Annotated in this window: 17 protein-coding genes; 6 read left to right on the top strand and 11 right to left on the bottom strand. The window is 44.6% G+C overall.

The window, feature by feature from the left end; genetic code table 11:
- Positions 1–78 precede the first annotated feature (78 nt).
- The gene (locus MUK70_RS04295; RefSeq protein WP_234657688.1) at positions 79–984 is read left to right on the top strand and encodes an alpha/beta hydrolase fold domain-containing protein; all 906 of its coding nucleotides are present in this window, start codon (positions 79–81) and stop codon (positions 982–984) included.
- 69 nt (positions 985–1,053) lie between these two features.
- Here the strand turns inward: MUK70_RS04295 and MUK70_RS04290 are convergent, their stop codons facing one another.
- The 3 genes from MUK70_RS04290 to MUK70_RS04280 are packed head-to-tail and all read right to left on the bottom strand — an operon-like array spanning position 1,054 to position 3,357.
- Positions 1,054–2,199, bottom strand: coding sequence for a sigma-54 interaction domain-containing protein (locus MUK70_RS04290; protein WP_234657689.1), 1,146 nt, complete (start codon positions 2,197–2,199; stop codon positions 1,054–1,056).
- A gap of 33 nt (positions 2,200–2,232) precedes the next feature.
- Entirely contained in the window at positions 2,233–2,991 is a 759-nt protein-coding gene (locus tag MUK70_RS04285) for a response regulator (protein WP_234657690.1), read from the bottom strand.
- Between the two features lie 27 nt (positions 2,992–3,018).
- Complete coding sequence (locus tag MUK70_RS04280; protein ID WP_234602557.1) at positions 3,019–3,357, bottom strand: winged helix-turn-helix transcriptional regulator; 339 nt, start codon at positions 3,355–3,357, stop codon at positions 3,019–3,021.
- Positions 3,358–3,547: 190 nt separating this feature from the next.
- Between MUK70_RS04280 and MUK70_RS04275 the strand changes: the two genes are divergently transcribed.
- Positions 3,548–4,258, top strand: a complete 711-nt coding sequence (locus tag MUK70_RS04275) for a pirin family protein (RefSeq protein WP_234657691.1) — start codon at positions 3,548–3,550, stop codon at positions 4,256–4,258.
- Positions 4,259–4,457: 199 nt separating this feature from the next.
- Here MUK70_RS04275 and MUK70_RS04270 read toward each other — a convergent pair whose 3' ends face one another.
- The gene (locus MUK70_RS04270) at positions 4,458–5,429 is read right to left on the bottom strand and encodes a bifunctional helix-turn-helix transcriptional regulator/GNAT family N-acetyltransferase (RefSeq protein ID WP_234657692.1); all 972 of its coding nucleotides are present in this window, start codon (positions 5,427–5,429) and stop codon (positions 4,458–4,460) included.
- A 73-nt stretch (positions 5,430–5,502) separates the two neighbouring features.
- Positions 5,503–6,003 carry a cupin domain-containing protein gene (locus MUK70_RS04265; RefSeq protein WP_234657693.1) on the bottom strand — a complete coding sequence of 167 codons (501 nt, stop codon included), beginning with the start codon at positions 6,001–6,003 and terminating at the stop codon, positions 5,503–5,505.
- A gap of 260 nt (positions 6,004–6,263) precedes the next feature.
- Here MUK70_RS04265 and MUK70_RS04260 point away from each other — a divergent pair, with 260 nt between their 5' ends.
- Complete coding sequence (locus tag MUK70_RS04260; RefSeq protein ID WP_234657695.1) at positions 6,264–7,334, top strand: alkene reductase; 1,071 nt, start codon at positions 6,264–6,266, stop codon at positions 7,332–7,334.
- A gap of 64 nt (positions 7,335–7,398) precedes the next feature.
- Here the strand turns inward: MUK70_RS04260 and MUK70_RS04255 are convergent, their stop codons facing one another.
- The 6 genes from MUK70_RS04255 to MUK70_RS04230 all read right to left on the bottom strand — a co-directional run bounded on the left by MUK70_RS04255 (position 7,399) and on the right by MUK70_RS04230 (position 13,073).
- Positions 7,399–8,478, bottom strand: a complete 1,080-nt coding sequence (locus tag MUK70_RS04255; protein WP_234657697.1) for an alkene reductase — start codon at positions 8,476–8,478, stop codon at positions 7,399–7,401.
- Between the two features lie 125 nt (positions 8,479–8,603).
- On the bottom strand, positions 8,604–9,344 hold the full coding sequence (locus MUK70_RS04250) for an SDR family oxidoreductase (protein ID WP_234657699.1): 741 nt from the start codon (positions 9,342–9,344) through the stop codon (positions 8,604–8,606).
- Positions 9,345–9,431: 87 nt separating this feature from the next.
- On the bottom strand, positions 9,432–10,325 hold the full coding sequence (locus MUK70_RS04245; RefSeq protein ID WP_234657700.1) for an NmrA family NAD(P)-binding protein: 894 nt from the start codon (positions 10,323–10,325) through the stop codon (positions 9,432–9,434).
- A 104-nt stretch (positions 10,326–10,429) separates the two neighbouring features.
- A complete protein-coding gene (locus MUK70_RS04240; RefSeq protein ID WP_234657703.1) occupies positions 10,430–11,182 on the bottom strand; it encodes a pirin family protein in 753 nt (250 codons plus the stop codon).
- A gap of 77 nt (positions 11,183–11,259) precedes the next feature.
- The gene (locus MUK70_RS04235) at positions 11,260–12,204 is read right to left on the bottom strand and encodes an NADP-dependent oxidoreductase (protein ID WP_234657705.1); all 945 of its coding nucleotides are present in this window, start codon (positions 12,202–12,204) and stop codon (positions 11,260–11,262) included.
- A gap of 131 nt (positions 12,205–12,335) precedes the next feature.
- Positions 12,336–13,073, bottom strand: coding sequence for a helix-turn-helix domain-containing protein (locus tag MUK70_RS04230; protein WP_234657707.1), 738 nt, complete (start codon positions 13,071–13,073; stop codon positions 12,336–12,338).
- 234 nt (positions 13,074–13,307) lie between these two features.
- Here MUK70_RS04230 and MUK70_RS04225 point away from each other — a divergent pair, with 234 nt between their 5' ends.
- The 3 genes from MUK70_RS04225 to MUK70_RS04215 are packed head-to-tail and all read left to right on the top strand — an operon-like array spanning position 13,308 to position 16,038.
- Positions 13,308–14,216, top strand: a complete 909-nt coding sequence (locus MUK70_RS04225; protein WP_234657708.1) for a hypothetical protein — start codon at positions 13,308–13,310, stop codon at positions 14,214–14,216.
- 45 nt (positions 14,217–14,261) lie between these two features.
- On the top strand, positions 14,262–14,855 hold the full coding sequence (locus tag MUK70_RS04220) for an RNA polymerase sigma factor (RefSeq protein ID WP_234657710.1): 594 nt from the start codon (positions 14,262–14,264) through the stop codon (positions 14,853–14,855).
- On the top strand, positions 14,827–16,038 hold the full coding sequence (locus tag MUK70_RS04215) for a hypothetical protein (protein ID WP_234657712.1): 1,212 nt from the start codon (positions 14,827–14,829) through the stop codon (positions 16,036–16,038). Before MUK70_RS04220 ends, MUK70_RS04215 begins: the two co-directional genes overlap by 29 nt.
- Positions 16,039–16,067 lie beyond the last annotated feature (29 nt).

Genomic DNA, 16,067 nt, shown 5'->3' with positions numbered 1-16,067 from the left:
CGATCATTGACAGTGATAGCTGTGAATTAATTTTGACACACAATAAATGTATTGTGTAACATATTAATTTTCAAGCTCATGACAGATTCAAAACTAACGTCCTACGTTCTGACCGGGATTCTCTATCTATTGCAGCCAGAGGCAAATGCGCAAAAGATTGCGGATAGCACTATGGTAAAAATCAATAAGGAGAGAGCCTTTTATGAAACGCTGGGTAAAGTTTATCCACCTGATACTTCAATTACAATTGCCGAATCATCCATTGCAGGAATTAAGAGTTACTGGTTCAATCAGAAAATGATAGAACAGAAACGAATCATTATTTACCTGCATGGCGGTGTATATGCATTGGGAAGTATTAACTCATATAAGCCAATGGTTAGCCATTTGGCAGGGGCCTTAAATTTACCCATTCTTTTTATCGAATATTCCTTGGCGCCGGAACACCCATATCCGACTGCAAAAAATGAAGTGCTCAAAGTCTACACCGAGTTAAGAAAAAAATACCCTGACTTCCATATCACAATTATAGGTGATAGTGCCGGAGGCGGTTTGTCTGTAACATTGGTACATGACTGCATTGAGTCAAATGTACCATTGCCAAACGCCTTGGCATTAATTTCACCCTGGATTGACTTAAAAACTAGTAACAATTCGTATTTGATAAAGCAATCGGTTGATCCAATTTTAAGTAAGAATATGCTGCATGAACATGCTGAAATGTATGCTCACAACGACTTAAAGAAAGCAGATCCAAGCGAATTGAAATTCAAAAAGTTTCCTCCGGTATTTTTATTGGTCGGAACGGATGAAGTACTAAATGATGATTCAAAAAATTTCTATAAAGTGATAAAGCCTATCCAAAAAAATACAAAACTGAAAGAATATAACGGTCAAAAACATGTTTGGTTGTTTTCGGATATTCATTCCAATGAATCGATAGCTGCTATAAAGGATATCCAAGACTTTTTATCTGCAAATTAAACATATATCCAAGGTGCTCGGGAAGCTTGGATACTTGTGTAGACAGGCTCCCGAGCCATGGTTGTAATCTCAGTTTCCGTAGCTGGATGTTCTCTTGATTCCGAGTTTTTTCATTTTAGAATTGAGTGTGCTTGGCGGCATGCCAAGGATTTCTGCGGCTCCTCCGGTGCCATTTACCCTCCCGTTGCACCTCTTCAGCACTGATAAAATGTGTTCTGTTTCAACCTGCTGGAGGGTTTTACTGGCATCGGCTTCTGTTGATGAAAAGGATTTGCCTGAAGTCGCTGTTGGCAGCTCTACGCTGTCAATAATTTGCCCCTGTGTTTTGATCAGGGTACGTTCCATCAAATGTTCCAATTCACGAATGTTCCCGGGCCACTGATATTCTGACAATTGCCTTAGCACGCGTGCGCTGAATTCAGGAATGATTTTTCTTCCCAAAGCAGTTGCAGTCTTTTCAATAAAATGTTTAGCAAGTATTAAAATGTCTTCGCCCCGCTCTCTCAAAGGCGGAAGCGTAACCGGATAGACATTCAGGCGATAGAATAGATCGAGTCGGAACCGGCCTTCCCCCACCTCTTTTTCCAGATTGCGGTTCGTTGCGGCGATAATGCGTATATCAACATTGATCGTCTTACTGCTTCCTATGCGTTCGAAATGTTTTTCCTGTAAAAATCTTAACAATTTAACCTGTGACTCAAGCGGCAACTCACCGATCTCATCCAGGAAGACTGTTCCGCCGTTGGCAGCTTCCAACTTCCCTATACGCCTTTCGTTAGCGCCTGTGAAAGCGCCCTTTTCGTGACCAAAAAGTTCTGATTCAATCAGATCCGCTGGCATTGCTGCACAATTGATTGTTATGAAAGGCTTTGATTTTCTCGATGAAAGCAGGTGAACATTGTAGGCTATTTTTTCTTTACCGGTCCCGCTTTCCCCCAAGATCAGCACAGTCACATTTGTAGTTGCAACTAATTTTACCTGATCAAGAACTTCAAGTAACGGGGTGCTGTGACCAACTATTCCTTCAAACTTAATATTGGATCTGGGAGGCTGCACAGTTACAGCACGGCGCGGAACATCCGGACTTCTATCCAAAGGTTTATGAGAGAGTTGCTTGAACAGACGGTAAATGACCTTCTCCGACCTGCATAACAGCTTTTCGTGAGAACGGTCATAGCTGTCCTGATTTTTGCTAAAAAACCAGAGTTGCAGCACTCCGTCTTTATTTTTGCACTCGAACTGTAAGGTTTACCGGAAATCGCCATTCAATAACTGCTTTTTCTTCGAAAATTCAACATCAGCAGTCAAAGTGAAAGAAACGCCTTGGATCACTTTTGCACTAGCCGCAACTTCCCCGTCATTTTCAATACTTCCAAATTCCTCGGAACTATCGGAAGTCTGAATTCGAACCCCTGATAAAGCCTGATATTCACTGTAACCGATTCTCTGAAACGCCTCGGCAGATGCCTCATCCTGTCCATAAGGTTGAAAATTGTAAACCATCAGGTCAAACGGTATTACGGACTGAAAGGCAGCCGGGGTCCTGTCGAGCTTATTGATGTGAGGCGTATATTCATCTGCTAACGACCAAAGGCTCTGCTGAAGGAATGACTCGCGTTGGGCTGACAATTCAAGAATGCTGGCATGTTTACCACGCGCTATTTCCAGCATGAGCAGCAGGTCTTTTTCCCGGAAAGGCTTCACCAGGAAACCGTAAGGTTGGGTTGCCTTTGCCGTTTCCAAAACACTTTGATTTGTGTTTGCAGAGATGTATATAAACCCAATGCCCTTCTCCTGTAGATATGGTGCCAGATCAGTCCCTAATGAATCGTCTTGTAAAAATATGTCAAGCAAGACCCATGTTGGACGATGTTTCTCAATCGCTTCTTTTGCTGATCTTACGGTGTCGGTTGTTGCACATACATGATAGCCCGCATTTTCTACCATGCTGGCAAGATCACCGGCGACAATAAAGTCGTCCTCAACTATTAAAATCCGTTCATTCATAAACATTTAAACAAATCAAATCTTTGCCTACTGAAATATTTCCTTCCGATGGTTTAGTCCCCAGTCCCGCATGGCTTCTATAATCTGCCCGAAGGTGCGCCCGTAATCAGTAATGGAATACTCGACTCCAATTGGTTTGGCATCGATTACCGTGCGATCCAGGAGCTTGTTTTGTTCCATATCCTGTAATTCCCTTGAAAGCATCCGGGGCGAAATGCCTATCTCCTGTGCGAGTGCTTTGAAACGATATGGCCGCTCGTTTAGGGTCAATAAGATCAAAACTTTCCATTTGCCCCCGATCAGATCGAGCGTGTCCCGTACAGCCATTCTATTGCGGCCGCATTCTAGTTTGCTTATTTGCTCCATGCTATACTGTATGATACCGGTATACTAAATGTAACCAATAACAAAAGTATATCATACTCACTGTATCATTGTATATTATTTTAAAACGAATAAATGTCATTTTTTTCAAACACAAAAAAGCAGCAGAATCTGTTGCTTGCATTCATTTTGACATTATCAGTAATCATCGCAACATTAACTTTCAGAAATCATGAAAACCCAAATATTGAAATCCACCGACCGTGGTCAGATACAGAATGCAGTATTTGAAGGCCGGACGTTGTTCAGCAACGGAATGTCCAGCTCTATGCTACCTCAAAGTTTCGGCGCACTTTATGTCTTTAACGACGATGTCCTATACCCAAAAAGCCACCTGGGCATGCACCCGCACAAGAACGTAGAAATTATCACACTGATGATTTCCGGCACAGAATCACATCGGGATACGCTTGGCGCGCGCGAAGAATACCGTGCTGGCGATGTGCAATTAATCAGCAGCGGTAAAGGGCTGCAACATGAAGGCGGCAATGTTTCGGATTCAGAAAATGCCCGGCATTTGCAGATATGGGTAGCTCCTCGCCAGTTAGATCTGATGCCTTCGGTGCAGGTCTTAAAATCAGGACACGGATTTGATGGTTTACAAGAAAAACTAATGGTTTCTCCGAATGGGGCCCAGGATTCATTAACCATCCAACAGGATGTTTGGATGTACCAGATAAATATACCAAATCATAGTCCCCACAGCTATCAAATAAATAACCCTGGAAACGGGGTATTGGCTTATGTACTTCGGGGAGAGGTTACTATCAACGACATTGAAGTGCAGAAAGAGGATACTGTTTTTATCAGTGAAGCTGAGCTATTCAGCATCAAATCTCAATCAGACAGTTCAGAAATCATCCTGATTGAAACCATTCTTTAAATTTGACTTTATTTCACTGAACATGCCGACCTTTCCAAGTGGTGCATGCTCAGCGGAATAAAACCCGATCAGTCTAGGGCTTGCTCTCCTGATTCATTGAGCATGCCAGGAAAGCAGTAATATCAGCTTTTGCCAGTCGAGCAAATCGCTCAGAATGACCACTGCTATTTTATGTTCATACATATCTCATTAAATTAATCTACTTAGATGGATTACGGTTGCTGATATCAACAGCCATTTGGATGTTGCATCGCTCATAGGGTGTTGGTTGACCTGCAATTTTCTGAAAACCAAGCTTGTGATAGAGATTAATGGCCGGTTTAAGTATGGTGTTGCTTTCAAGATATACCTTCTTTGCATTCATTTCACTTGCCCGCGCTAGCGCTGCATTACCCAATAGCCAACCGATATTTTTACCCTGGACAGCAGGAGAAACCGCCATTTTTGCGAGTTCAAAGTCATATTCACCGTCATTCATTTTAATCAAAGCGCAAACGCCGACGGGCTGGTGATGATACAATGCGACCAGGATCAAACCGCCATTTTGAAGTATATAGCCTTCAGGGTCATTCAAAGATTTATAGTCAGCTTCCTCCATCACAAAATAGGAAGAAATCCACTGTTCATTCAACGCTTTGAAGGCCTGAGCATACTTAGGCTCATAGTTTACAATTTGGACGTCATTACTTTCCCTGGCCTTCTTCTGCTCGGTCACCCTTCGCAGCAAAGATTTCTGCATGAGTAAGAACTCCCATTCTTCAACTGCTTTCCAAAGGTTATGGGTGGCCTGTGCTGTTATGCCGTGGATTGCATTTTCAACATCCTTATATTGAAACTGAATCCGTTCCAAATAGCTCCTACCCTTCTCCGAGAGGCTGACCATGTTCCGTCTGCCGTCCAAGTCATCCTTTCTTTCCTGGATCAGCCCATTCATTGTCATCTCGCTGATGATCTTACTCACCGAAGGATGAGAGTGCCCGATTTCCTGTGCAATACCTGTTATTGTCTTTTCCTCCCCTGTCGATAAAACATAGAATACAGGAAACCATTTAGGGTGCAAATCAATATCATATAACTTATAAATGTCAGATGCATCATCTGTTATCCGATCTGTCAGCACCCTTAAACGGCTCCCTATCGCCATAGCACCAGCCTTTTCAAAAAATTCCATATTTAAAACAATTGATTACGTAACCAGTTACGTAAAGTTAATTGTTTTATTTTTTCTACACAAATACAGCGGCTCATCCAAGAAAGTCTGGCGCAAACACTTGCTGTCCATACTGCTGCGCAACCTGCTGTAAATGTTTGACAAACGCCTCATTCATAGCTGGTATTGGCAAAAAATGACCATTTTCAACGGGCTGGCCGACCTCTTCAAAAAACTGCTCCAACCCCGCCGGTATTACAGTGCACAGCAAGTGCGCGTTATTTTCAGTTTTATTTTTAAAGCTATGGACTACGCCGCCTTTGGGGATATTAATGTATGAACCCTTCACTGCAACATAAGTGCCCATCTCCGACTTCACCTCGACTTCCCCGTCGATCACATAAAAGCACTCCTCAAAATCGGGATGCGCATGTGGCCCGGGACCGCTGCCCGGTGGTATGAGCATATCAATAGCAGCAAATGCACCATGGGTGTCTTTTCCGCTAATCAGTGTCCTGTAAGTGCCGCCCATGACTGAAACACTGCTGCCTTCCTGGGGACCACGGGCAATCGGAGCTTTTTTTTCGTTTTCCATTTTAAAAAAATTTGAGTTTTAGCAAAGTTCTGCAAGCGACTATCTGAAAAATATCCCAACAAGACATTAAATCAGCTCCATAGGACAAACAGCTCGCTACTTACTGAAATATGTAACCCCCGCAACAAGTGTATCTATTAAAGTAAGTAAAGCTTCTGTAAAGCTACCATGTCTTTTCGGACTGTTTTTATGACTTTTCGCGCTATTTGTGGTTTTGGAGATGATGCAACTTTGTGGCGCATAAAAAATAAACATTTCTGATGAAAAAGCTATTCCTGCCTTTTGAAAAAGGCACATTCCGGTTAAAAAATCATGTTGTCATGGCCCCGATGACCAGGAGCCGGGCGATAAATAATTTGCCCAATGAGCTGATGGCCACCTACTATAAGCAACGCTCGGGTGCAGGGCTGATCGTTACCGAAGGCACCTCGCCCAGCCCTGAAGGATTGGGATATCCGCGTATACCAGGTGTTTTTTCTGACGAACAGGTTGAGGGCTGGAAGGCAGTTACGGCTGCTGTACATGCTGGTGGGTCAAAGATATTCCTGCAATTGATGCATACAGGAAGGATTGCGCATGTTGATAATCTGCCCGAGGGATACCATCCGGTGGGCCTGTCAGATATTCGGGCAGCTGGAGAAATCTTCACCGATACCGAGGGCCCTCAGCAGCATTCAGTGCCTGTGCCTCTCGATGCGGCGGGTATTGCAAACCTAATTAACGACTTTGTGAAGGCTGCTTTAAACGCTATGGAAGCTGGATTTGACGGCGTTGAACTGCATGGCGCTAACGGATACATTCTCGAGCAATCCCTAAACCCTCATATCAATAACCGTTCAGACGATTTTGGCGGCAGTATAGAGAACCGCAGCCGCCTGACCTTGCAAATCGTTGAAAGGATTGCTGGTGTGATCGGTGCCGAAAAGGTCGGCCTGCGTATCTCGCCTTATTCAACATTGAGTGACATGCCCGTTTACAATGAAGAAGACGTGCATGAGACCTATACTTACCTCGCCACCGAATTAAACCGCCTCGGCATTGCCTACATTCACGTTTCCAGCAATCCAGGTATCCCACAGAAAACGCACGCAGCGATACGTAATGCATTTTTTAATACGCTGATCTATTGTAACGGGCTTACACCTGAAACTGCGGAAGAGAAACTTCAGGATGCATCGGCCGATCTGGTGGCATTCGGAAGAAGCTTTTTGGCCAACCCTGACTTCATGAGAAAAATGGAAATAAAAGCCGCCCTCAATGAGGTGGATTATATGACCCTTTACACACCTGGGGAGCAAGGATATATCGATTACCCGGAGTCGGACGACTAGCCTTATCGTAAATCGTTACAGTAAGGTCGGCAACCAATAAAGTTGCCGACCTTACTGTAACGATTCATTTAAGAAACGGATAGTCTATATAACCTGCGGCACCGCCTCCGAACATCGTTGCCCTGTCTGGTTCATTGAGCGCTGCGTCTGATTTGAATCGTTCTGGCAAGTCAGGGTTTGCCAGGAAAAGTGTACCGAATGAGACGAGTCCAGCTATGCCTTTTTCAAGTTCTGCTTCACCAGAAGCTTTATCATAGCCCGCATTTGCAATGACCGTTTGCTGTATCAAGCTGCCGAACAATTCAATTTCGTCATCCGCCGGATAGTGGGCAGGCGATGGGAAATATGGGCTGCGCCTCATTAGTTCGACATAGGCAAAATCTAATTTGTTAAGCTCTTCAATCAGATACGTGTATGTGCCGGCGGGATCATCCAAAACCATGTTGCCATATGGATGAAAAGGCGAAATTTTAATCCCCACCTTATCGCCACCGACTGCGCTGATCAATTCCTGCATGACTTCCAGCACGAAACGAGTTTTATTAGGAATGCTTCCACCGTACTCATCTGTTCTTTGGTTTGCACTTTCTGCCAGGAACTGGCTCGGTAAATAACCATTGGCTGCATGAAGCTCCACTCCATCGAAACCGGCTTCAATAGCATTTTTAGCGGCTTGCCCGTAATCCTTTATTGTTTGCCTGATTTGATCAATGGTGATTTCCTGAGGTGTTTCGTAATACTTTAATCCCTGTGAAGTGAAATGTTGCATGCCTTGTATAGGCAAGGCAGATGGCGCAAGGGGCAATTTGCCATTCCTGTCGATGGAGTGCCCTACGCGCCCTGTGTGCCAAAGTTGGGCTATGATGACGCCTCCGTGACCGTGCACAGACGTTGTAACTTTTTTCCAGGCCTCGATTTGATCGCTGCTGTAAATGCCAGGTGTAAGCGGACTGCCTGTTGCGTCCTGACTTATTCTGATAGCTTCGGTAAATAGCAGACCGGCACTCACTCTTTGCGTATAATATTGAACGGTCATATCACCTACAATTCCGTTCTGATCCGCACGGCTTCTCGTCATAGCAGACATGGCCATCTTGTTCTTTAAAGCTAAATTCCCTAGCTGTGTTTTTTCTAATAATTTCATGATAATGATTAATTTATTGTCACATTCTTATGATGCAAAGATCTTTGTATAAAGGAGAATGAACTTGTATCAGATGACTGATTTTGGCTAGGTGATCAGTCATCACCTAGCCTTTATGGTTTTGGTTACCAAGGGATTTCACCGGTTTCAGGATTTGTTTCTTCACTGAAAAATTTACCGGTAGGTCCGTCCTGGTCAATCAATGCGTATTTTACGATACGTCGTCCGGCAACTGCAATATCACCTCCATTGTTCCCGGTAAATTCAGTTTTGGTATAACCCGGACAAACTGCATTTACTTTGAAGGGAGTGCCTTGCAGCTGGTAAGCTAATTGAATGGTATACATATTCAGAGCCGCTTTTGAAGAAGCATAGACTGCATATTTGGCGTAGTTATAAACTGGCCAGTCCGGATTGCTTTGAAGCGATAATGAACCCACGCTCGTACTTACATTGACAATTCTGGGCTGGGACGATTTCCGCAGTAAATCAATAAACGCCGCTGTCACTCTTGCTACGCCGATTACATTGGTATTGAAGGCTGCCAGAAATTGGTCCGAACTTGCTTCAAGCGCAGCATAAGGTGGCTTTCCGCCATTAATCCCGGCATTGTTGATGAGCACATCCAGAACATCCGTTTTTTTGCCAATTTCTTCACGGGCAGCTTTTACCGAATTTTCATCTGTTACATCCAGTTGCACGGCTTGCACACTGGTAAGTCCTTCTGACTTCAATATTTTGACGGCATCCAATCCGCTCTGTAAATCACGGCTTGCCAGATACACTTGAAAGCCACTTTGTAATAATTGCCGTGCTGTTTCCAGGCCAATGCCTTTATTGGCTCCTGTAATTAATGCTGATTTCATTTTATTAATTGATTATTGTTGATATGGCCATTCAGTTCCATGGAGAACTATTAAATTCCGCGCAGCCAGAGAGGTGTTTGATCTTTATTATTTATTGAAAGCAGGCAAATAAACCTCATTAACGAAGTCCTCTGCCGTTGTAGGCGTGGTCGTCGAATCGTCTCTTTTTTGATAATTCATAAACCCGGTTTTAACTGCTGTTCCCATTTCGATCAGGTTGTTGGCAAAATCCTCTGAAACACCGTTGCCTAAGAATGCTTGCTTTGCCTGCTCGACGGTCAGCTGCACATACGTAAGTTCAGGATTGCCAATGGCGCTGCCAATAATGCTGGTAAGCTCTCGATATGTATAGTCCCTGGGCCCCATCACGGCGCGGACACTTTTACCATTGAAGTCAAGGTTTGCCAAATGCGAGGCTGCGATTTCTGCAACATCTGCTGTGGCTACCATTGGAATGGCATGATCTCCATCTGCTGCCGTAGCATTGAAGCCCATTTTTTTAACCACACCTATTGTCCTAAGGAAGTTTTCCATAAAATAGGCCGAGCGGATGTGCAACACATTGACATCCTTCAATTGGTTTAGCCTCACTTCCTGTTCGCCAGTCCCTGCCATCATACCATTTCCTTCATGCATATGAGATCCAAGACTGCTCATATTGACGATGTACTTTATGCCCGACTTCTCGATGGCTTCAATTAAGATGCTGGTAACATGTCTCTGGTAAACTCTTGTATTCTCGGCCTTAACATTGTCTGGTAACAGCACAAAAGCGCTATCAGCATTTTTGAAAGCACTGGTCAGCGTCTGCACATCGGTGATATCCCCTGCAATGATTTCGGCTCCTAGGCTGCGGTATTTTTCCAGTTTTTCGGTGTGCCTTGCGATCAAGGTTACCTGATGCCCTTGATTTAAAAGGATTTCTGAAATTTTGCTGCCCACTGTTCCGGTGGCTCCGAGTACTACTATTTTCGTTTTCATTTTTTCTATTGCTAAATTTCTGTTGATTAATTACTATGCAAAGGTCTTGTGATCCGGGAAGTAAAACTTGTATCAGATCACTGTTCTGGTTTTGATTACGGCCGTTATCGGTGGAGATTGCCGCTATACATTCCACCATCAAAATGAGCTGCGTTTGTCTGTGTAATGAACAGTACAACATCACTTGTTTCAACTGCCCGGAAGCTTGGATCTTCCATTTCAATTAATACACTTTCGCCAGCGGTCAGGGTAATGGTTTCACTTACATTTATTTTTCCGTCAAATACATAAAACAGGAAGGCACTATTTTCAGACGGTGCATCGGGAAGCACAATTTCCTGTCCCCTTTCCAGCCGAAGGTCCATCAGCCATGTATTACTTCTTATTTGAAGCGGGTAATCATTGCCTTTGCCTGCTATTTTTCTCCAACGGTTTACACTATACGCATCTAGCAATTGAGAAAATTGAACCTTGGGAGGAAGACCGGCGGTTTCCGGCCTGATGAAGATTTGCAGCCCCTCTAAGGTGCCCCCTTCTTCTAACACCTTTTCCTCATGAGAAAACCTTAATCCCGCATTCATCATCATCAACCTATGATTGGAGATGATGTCTGTGTGGCCTTCTGAGTCAAGGTGCTTCACGTTGCCACTTCGCAGGTAAGTGAGAATTTCATCATCCTTGTGCGGATGCATTGGAATGAGGGTTCCTGGATTAATCCGCGCATGATCAATCCTTCCTATCGTGGAAAATCCACTGTCGGCTAACTGAGGACGGATGAGTCCGGGGTACAAAATCTGTATCCCGAAGCCGCCATGCTGTTTACCATATTTGATGGTATTATCTATTTTTGTAAACATGATTTCTGATAATTAACTGTTATTGAAAGTATTTAAGAAATAGCCTGAGCATCCCCAGGCAGTGTTTTGCAGCGCTTTTAGTTGACTTCTACTACAACTTTTCCAATGTAGCCGCCTTGCTCAGCATATTGATACGCCTCCGTGTAGTCGGCAAATGGAAATATTTTGTTGACTTCAATATCTACCCCATTTCTCACCGCATCAAGCAAAACATCTGTGTATTTATCAGATGGGCTGGCAAGCACGATAATGTGCTTTTGGGACGTAAATAAGTTTTTGATAAACGATAATGGAATTTCGATTGGCTTGGGCGTGGGGTTTAAGAAAAGGGCTTTCGACTTCATGATTTGTTTGGCATTGTCGTAGCCCATTTTGCCTGACAGATCAATGACGATATCGTAAGCGGCTTTCCGGGAAAGCACGTCTTCTTTTGCATAATCTATTACGGAGCTCGCTCCCCATTTTTTTGCAAACTCTGTTCCCTTGCTGCTGGTAACGGCTGTTATGTTAGCGCCTTTTTGTTTTAACAATTGGAGTAAAAACATACCAAAACCTCCGGTCGCTCCATTAACCAAAATGTTTGTTTGCGCGTTGATGTTACCCATTTTCTCCAATGCGGTAACCGCTGCCGTGCCTACCACGGGAATAGAAGCTGCCTGGGCAAAGCTGATATCAGCAGGTTTTTTCCAGATCAGCGAGGACGTAACAGCAACATATTCGGCCGAAACACCTTCTTTCATCATATTTTTTACCACGCCGAAAACCTCATCGCCTACTACAATGCCACTTACAGAATACCCGATATCTTCAACGATGCCAGCGAAATCAGCGCCTGTGTACTTTGGGAATTTCGAGCCGGACATCAATGTCATTTCCCCTTTTCGGATTTTCCAATCCATCGGATTGATGGAAAATGCCTTTACTTTAACCAGCACCTGATCTTCCTTAATAGTTGGTTTTGGCTGTTCTACGGTTTGCAACACGTCTGCGGTTCCAAACTCTTGATATACGATTGCTTTCATGATATGCATGTTTAAATGATATCACAAAGTTGCATCCAGGCACGTTGTCGAACTTGTACCAGATCACTGTTCTGCGCAAGGTGTCTTGATAAAGTGTCTTTCGTACTAGAATGTATAGAGGAAAAGCAGGACTAGTAAATCTCAATCAGGTCACTATTATGCTTTAAGGCCTTGGGAGGCATTCCAAACATTTCGTACATATACTTATTGAGTTGCGGAAGATCGTAAAAGCCCGTGTCGTAGGCAATGTCGGTAAGGCTTCTGTCCTTATCGGAAAGTGTAATGTAGATGGCCTGGCGTAACCGTGTCCAGAGCAGATACTTGGATAAGCTGCTCCCGGTTTGTTTTTTGAAGAGCGAGGCCAAACGGGATGGGGAAAGAAAAACGATATCGGCGAATGTTTGGGGGGTTATATTCTGCTCAGAATAGTTAGCCTTGATACATTCAACTATTTTGGTAACCCTTTCGTCATAGTCGATGGAAGTCAATTTAGTGAGCATGGCATCAACGATCTTGCCCGCATCCAAACTATCTTCCGGCGTTTGAAAGAACGAATTTGTTTCAGATGGTGAGTCAAAAATGATATAATCCTGGTTCTCTTTGAATCTGCCTGCCAGTTCTAAACCAACATTCGAATAAGGTTCTATATTCAGCACATTCAATGTTCCTTTTTCGGCAACACAAAAATGCGGAACATGCGGTTTAATCAAAAAACCGTGGATACGCTCATAAAGTGTCCCGCTAATCGTCGTATTAAATGGGGTATCATTGGATAAGACGATCTGATATGCGGAATGATGATGGATTTCGACGGTAAGATTACGGGCTTTAAGAGCAAGAATAAAGGGGTTACTGTTCTGTTTTCTCATAAATTCTCCATTATAACTGCCCTAATGTAAGGTTTTGAGATGCGAAGATCAAGGATTTATACAATCGGTTTTAAATTCTGATAATCGCACAGGATCATGCTTCCGTCTATCAGCATGAAAGTTCTTAAAAGTCTGATCATTGATAAATGCTGATACTTAAAAAATTTAATCTTCATGCATCCCGGCGCTGCATGTTTCGGGTCTAATGAATTGTATAAACTCCCGATGACGACCATGAGAAAAAGGATATCTTGTTTTTTGCTCTGCCTGGTAATGACCCAGCTGGGCTGCAACCGTGCAAAAGAATTGAACCCACAATCTGATAATGTTCCAAAAAAGGCATTTCAGGCCGTGAAAAAACAATTTCCGGAATCGACCAGCCTGGTCTTCGCACCGCTGACGCCTGAGAAAATCTGGTCTGTGGATTTCGAAAGCAATGCCCGGCAATACAAAGCTGTCGTTGATACGCAGGCGGTTTTGGCGAATGCACGCTTCCTGAGCAACCAACTTCCCGGGCCGCTGGCGCAATTCCTGGACAAGCTCGCTATCCGTGGCGGGACCATAGCCAGTGAGACCTGGGAAATCCAGCCTGACCCTGTCGCCGGTGAGGACTGGCCACGAGTTGCATTTGACTACCAATGGAAGGGCATGGAACGCACGATTAAGGTGATCACCAACGGGGCGAACAACGTAAAGTTTGCCCTTAATATGGGGACGCAGTCATCCCTGGCCTATTACGTAGACAAACCTGTGGATGTATCGCCAAAGATCGGCAGCTACTTAAAACGAATGGGCCTGGTGGAGCCCTCGGGCATGTGGGTTTCCTACGCCCGGGATGGCCGCAGGACCTTTATAAACAAGAACGGGACATACATTTTCGACCAGAACGAAAACCCGGTATACGTACTGCATGGATCGGTGATCAAGCAAGAAGATCTGCCAGCATTTGTATTCAACTACATCAATGCTTCGCCGGAAATGGACGGCTTCGTATTCGAAACTGCAATCCGGTTTTCAGCGGAGGGATCATCGGGTTATCAGATCAGCATACGAAAAGACACTGAAATTGGACAAATCTTTTACCTTTATTTCAATGACAATGGGGACCTGATCTATCATGATTATACCGCCTATCAATTTTAGCAATGCTCAATAGGAATAACCGTTCCTCCTAACTGATTCCCATTGATGCTTTTTTCTAAAAGACGATACAACTCCCTGACAGAACTCGTTGAAGGTTGCCAGCGGCGCGAGCGGAAGGCACAGAATGCATTCTATGACCGCTACCAGCGCAAAATGCTCGGCGTTTGCCGCAGGTATGCACGTACGCTTTCAGAAGCGGAAGATATATTCCAGGAGGCGTTTATTAAAGTTTTTACAAAAATTGACGACCTCAAAACGCCAGAGTCGGCCGACGGATGGGTGAAATCAATCATCATCCGTACCGCGCTGAGCTATTATGAGAGAACAACCAAAAAGGAGCTCATGAGCACTCCCATTGACCTGAATGTACAGGACTGGGATTCAGTTGAATTCACCTCATGGGCGCATGTCGATATTGAATTGGTGCTAAAAGTGCTCAGCGAACTGCCCAACGGTTACCGGACTGTTATCAATCTGTACCTGATCGATGGCTATAACCACACCGAGATCGTGGAAATGCTGGGTATAGAGCCCTCTACCTCAAAGTCGCAGCTAATGAGGGGTAAAAAGCTTTTAATGAAAAAATTACAGGAAATAGGGATCATTGAAAATGAACGGATCGAACGAGGAAAACTTTAAGGAACCATTAGGCGACTGGCTGAAAGAGTCCTTCGACCAGTTTGAGTTAAGCCCACGGCCATCACTCCGAAAACGGGTCTTTGCCGGGCTACCGAATAACGGCAAACGTCTCTTTCAAGCCGCATTAGGCTTGTTGTTGGCGTTGCTGCTGGCCTTATACTTTGTTAAGGCTGATAAGAATGAGATTGCGGTGGCAACTTCGCATGGAAAAGCAACAGCCTCCCAACATTCAGCTCCTATCAAAAAAATGGGCATGTCGTCGACAAAAAAAGCCACGAACGACGAGGCCATGCCGGTCAGAGCGTCGGCCCCGGCCGTTAAAGTTGTCACTGTCTTCCCTATCCGGCAAGTCCGCACCGCTACTTCAAAAGCTGAAATGGTCAAGAAACAGAAACAGCAATTGAAAGCGGAAACGGAATCTGAATCGGAGACTGCAACCGCCGGTCTTCAGGCGACATTTCCACAGACTTTGCTGGCGAGCCTGCCTACTAATCCTCCGAAACCATTGGAAACCAGTTTACCAGTCTGGCCTGAAATCGTCCCGGATTCGAATACACTGGCCCCCGTCCAGAAAAAAAATGCAACCGGATGGTTTTTTTCTGTTACGCCCTCCCAGAATTTCCAGATGCTTTACGTGCGCTCGAACGCGGAGATGGTCATTGAAAACATACGGTTTGCAGGGCTGTCATCTATGCAGTCGAAAGGCATCAAGCTTGCAGCCGGAGTTGAGCGCTGGGGCTTCAAAGGATCGGCTGCTTACACCTTTCTGCAATATCAAACACGTTTTGACATTGGCGGGCCGAAAATAGAAATGGAGCAAACCGGCCCCGACCAGTACAAGATCATACGCCAGAACACATCCACAAATGAAATCCGTCAAGACCTGCACTTCATCGGATTGGGAATCGCCCGTCAGTTTGATTTCCACGCCCGGTCCCTCGGACCTTACATTGCAACCACCGGTCTGGAATACACACGGTCACTATCGAATGACCAGGGACTGGCCATGGTAAATGCCAGTTTCGCCCGTAAGCTGCACTTGCGGGCGCCATTTCAAATCTCGGTTGGCCCCACTGTGGAGGTTGGCCTCAATGACCTTAAAATCAAGTCAATGGGGTGGCGTTACAGGCCTTATCAGGTTGGAATATCGGTGACCGTGTCTGGTGTCGTGAAGCATAAGTAGCGCAAAGAGGGCTTTTATCAGCGCATCAG

It is taken from the genome of Dyadobacter chenwenxiniae (assembly GCF_022869785.1).
Taxonomy (GTDB): domain Bacteria; phylum Bacteroidota; class Bacteroidia; order Cytophagales; family Spirosomataceae; genus Dyadobacter; species Dyadobacter chenwenxiniae.
Note: the sequence above shows the minus strand (reverse complement) of the source record. Positions and strands in the feature narration are given on the sequence as shown.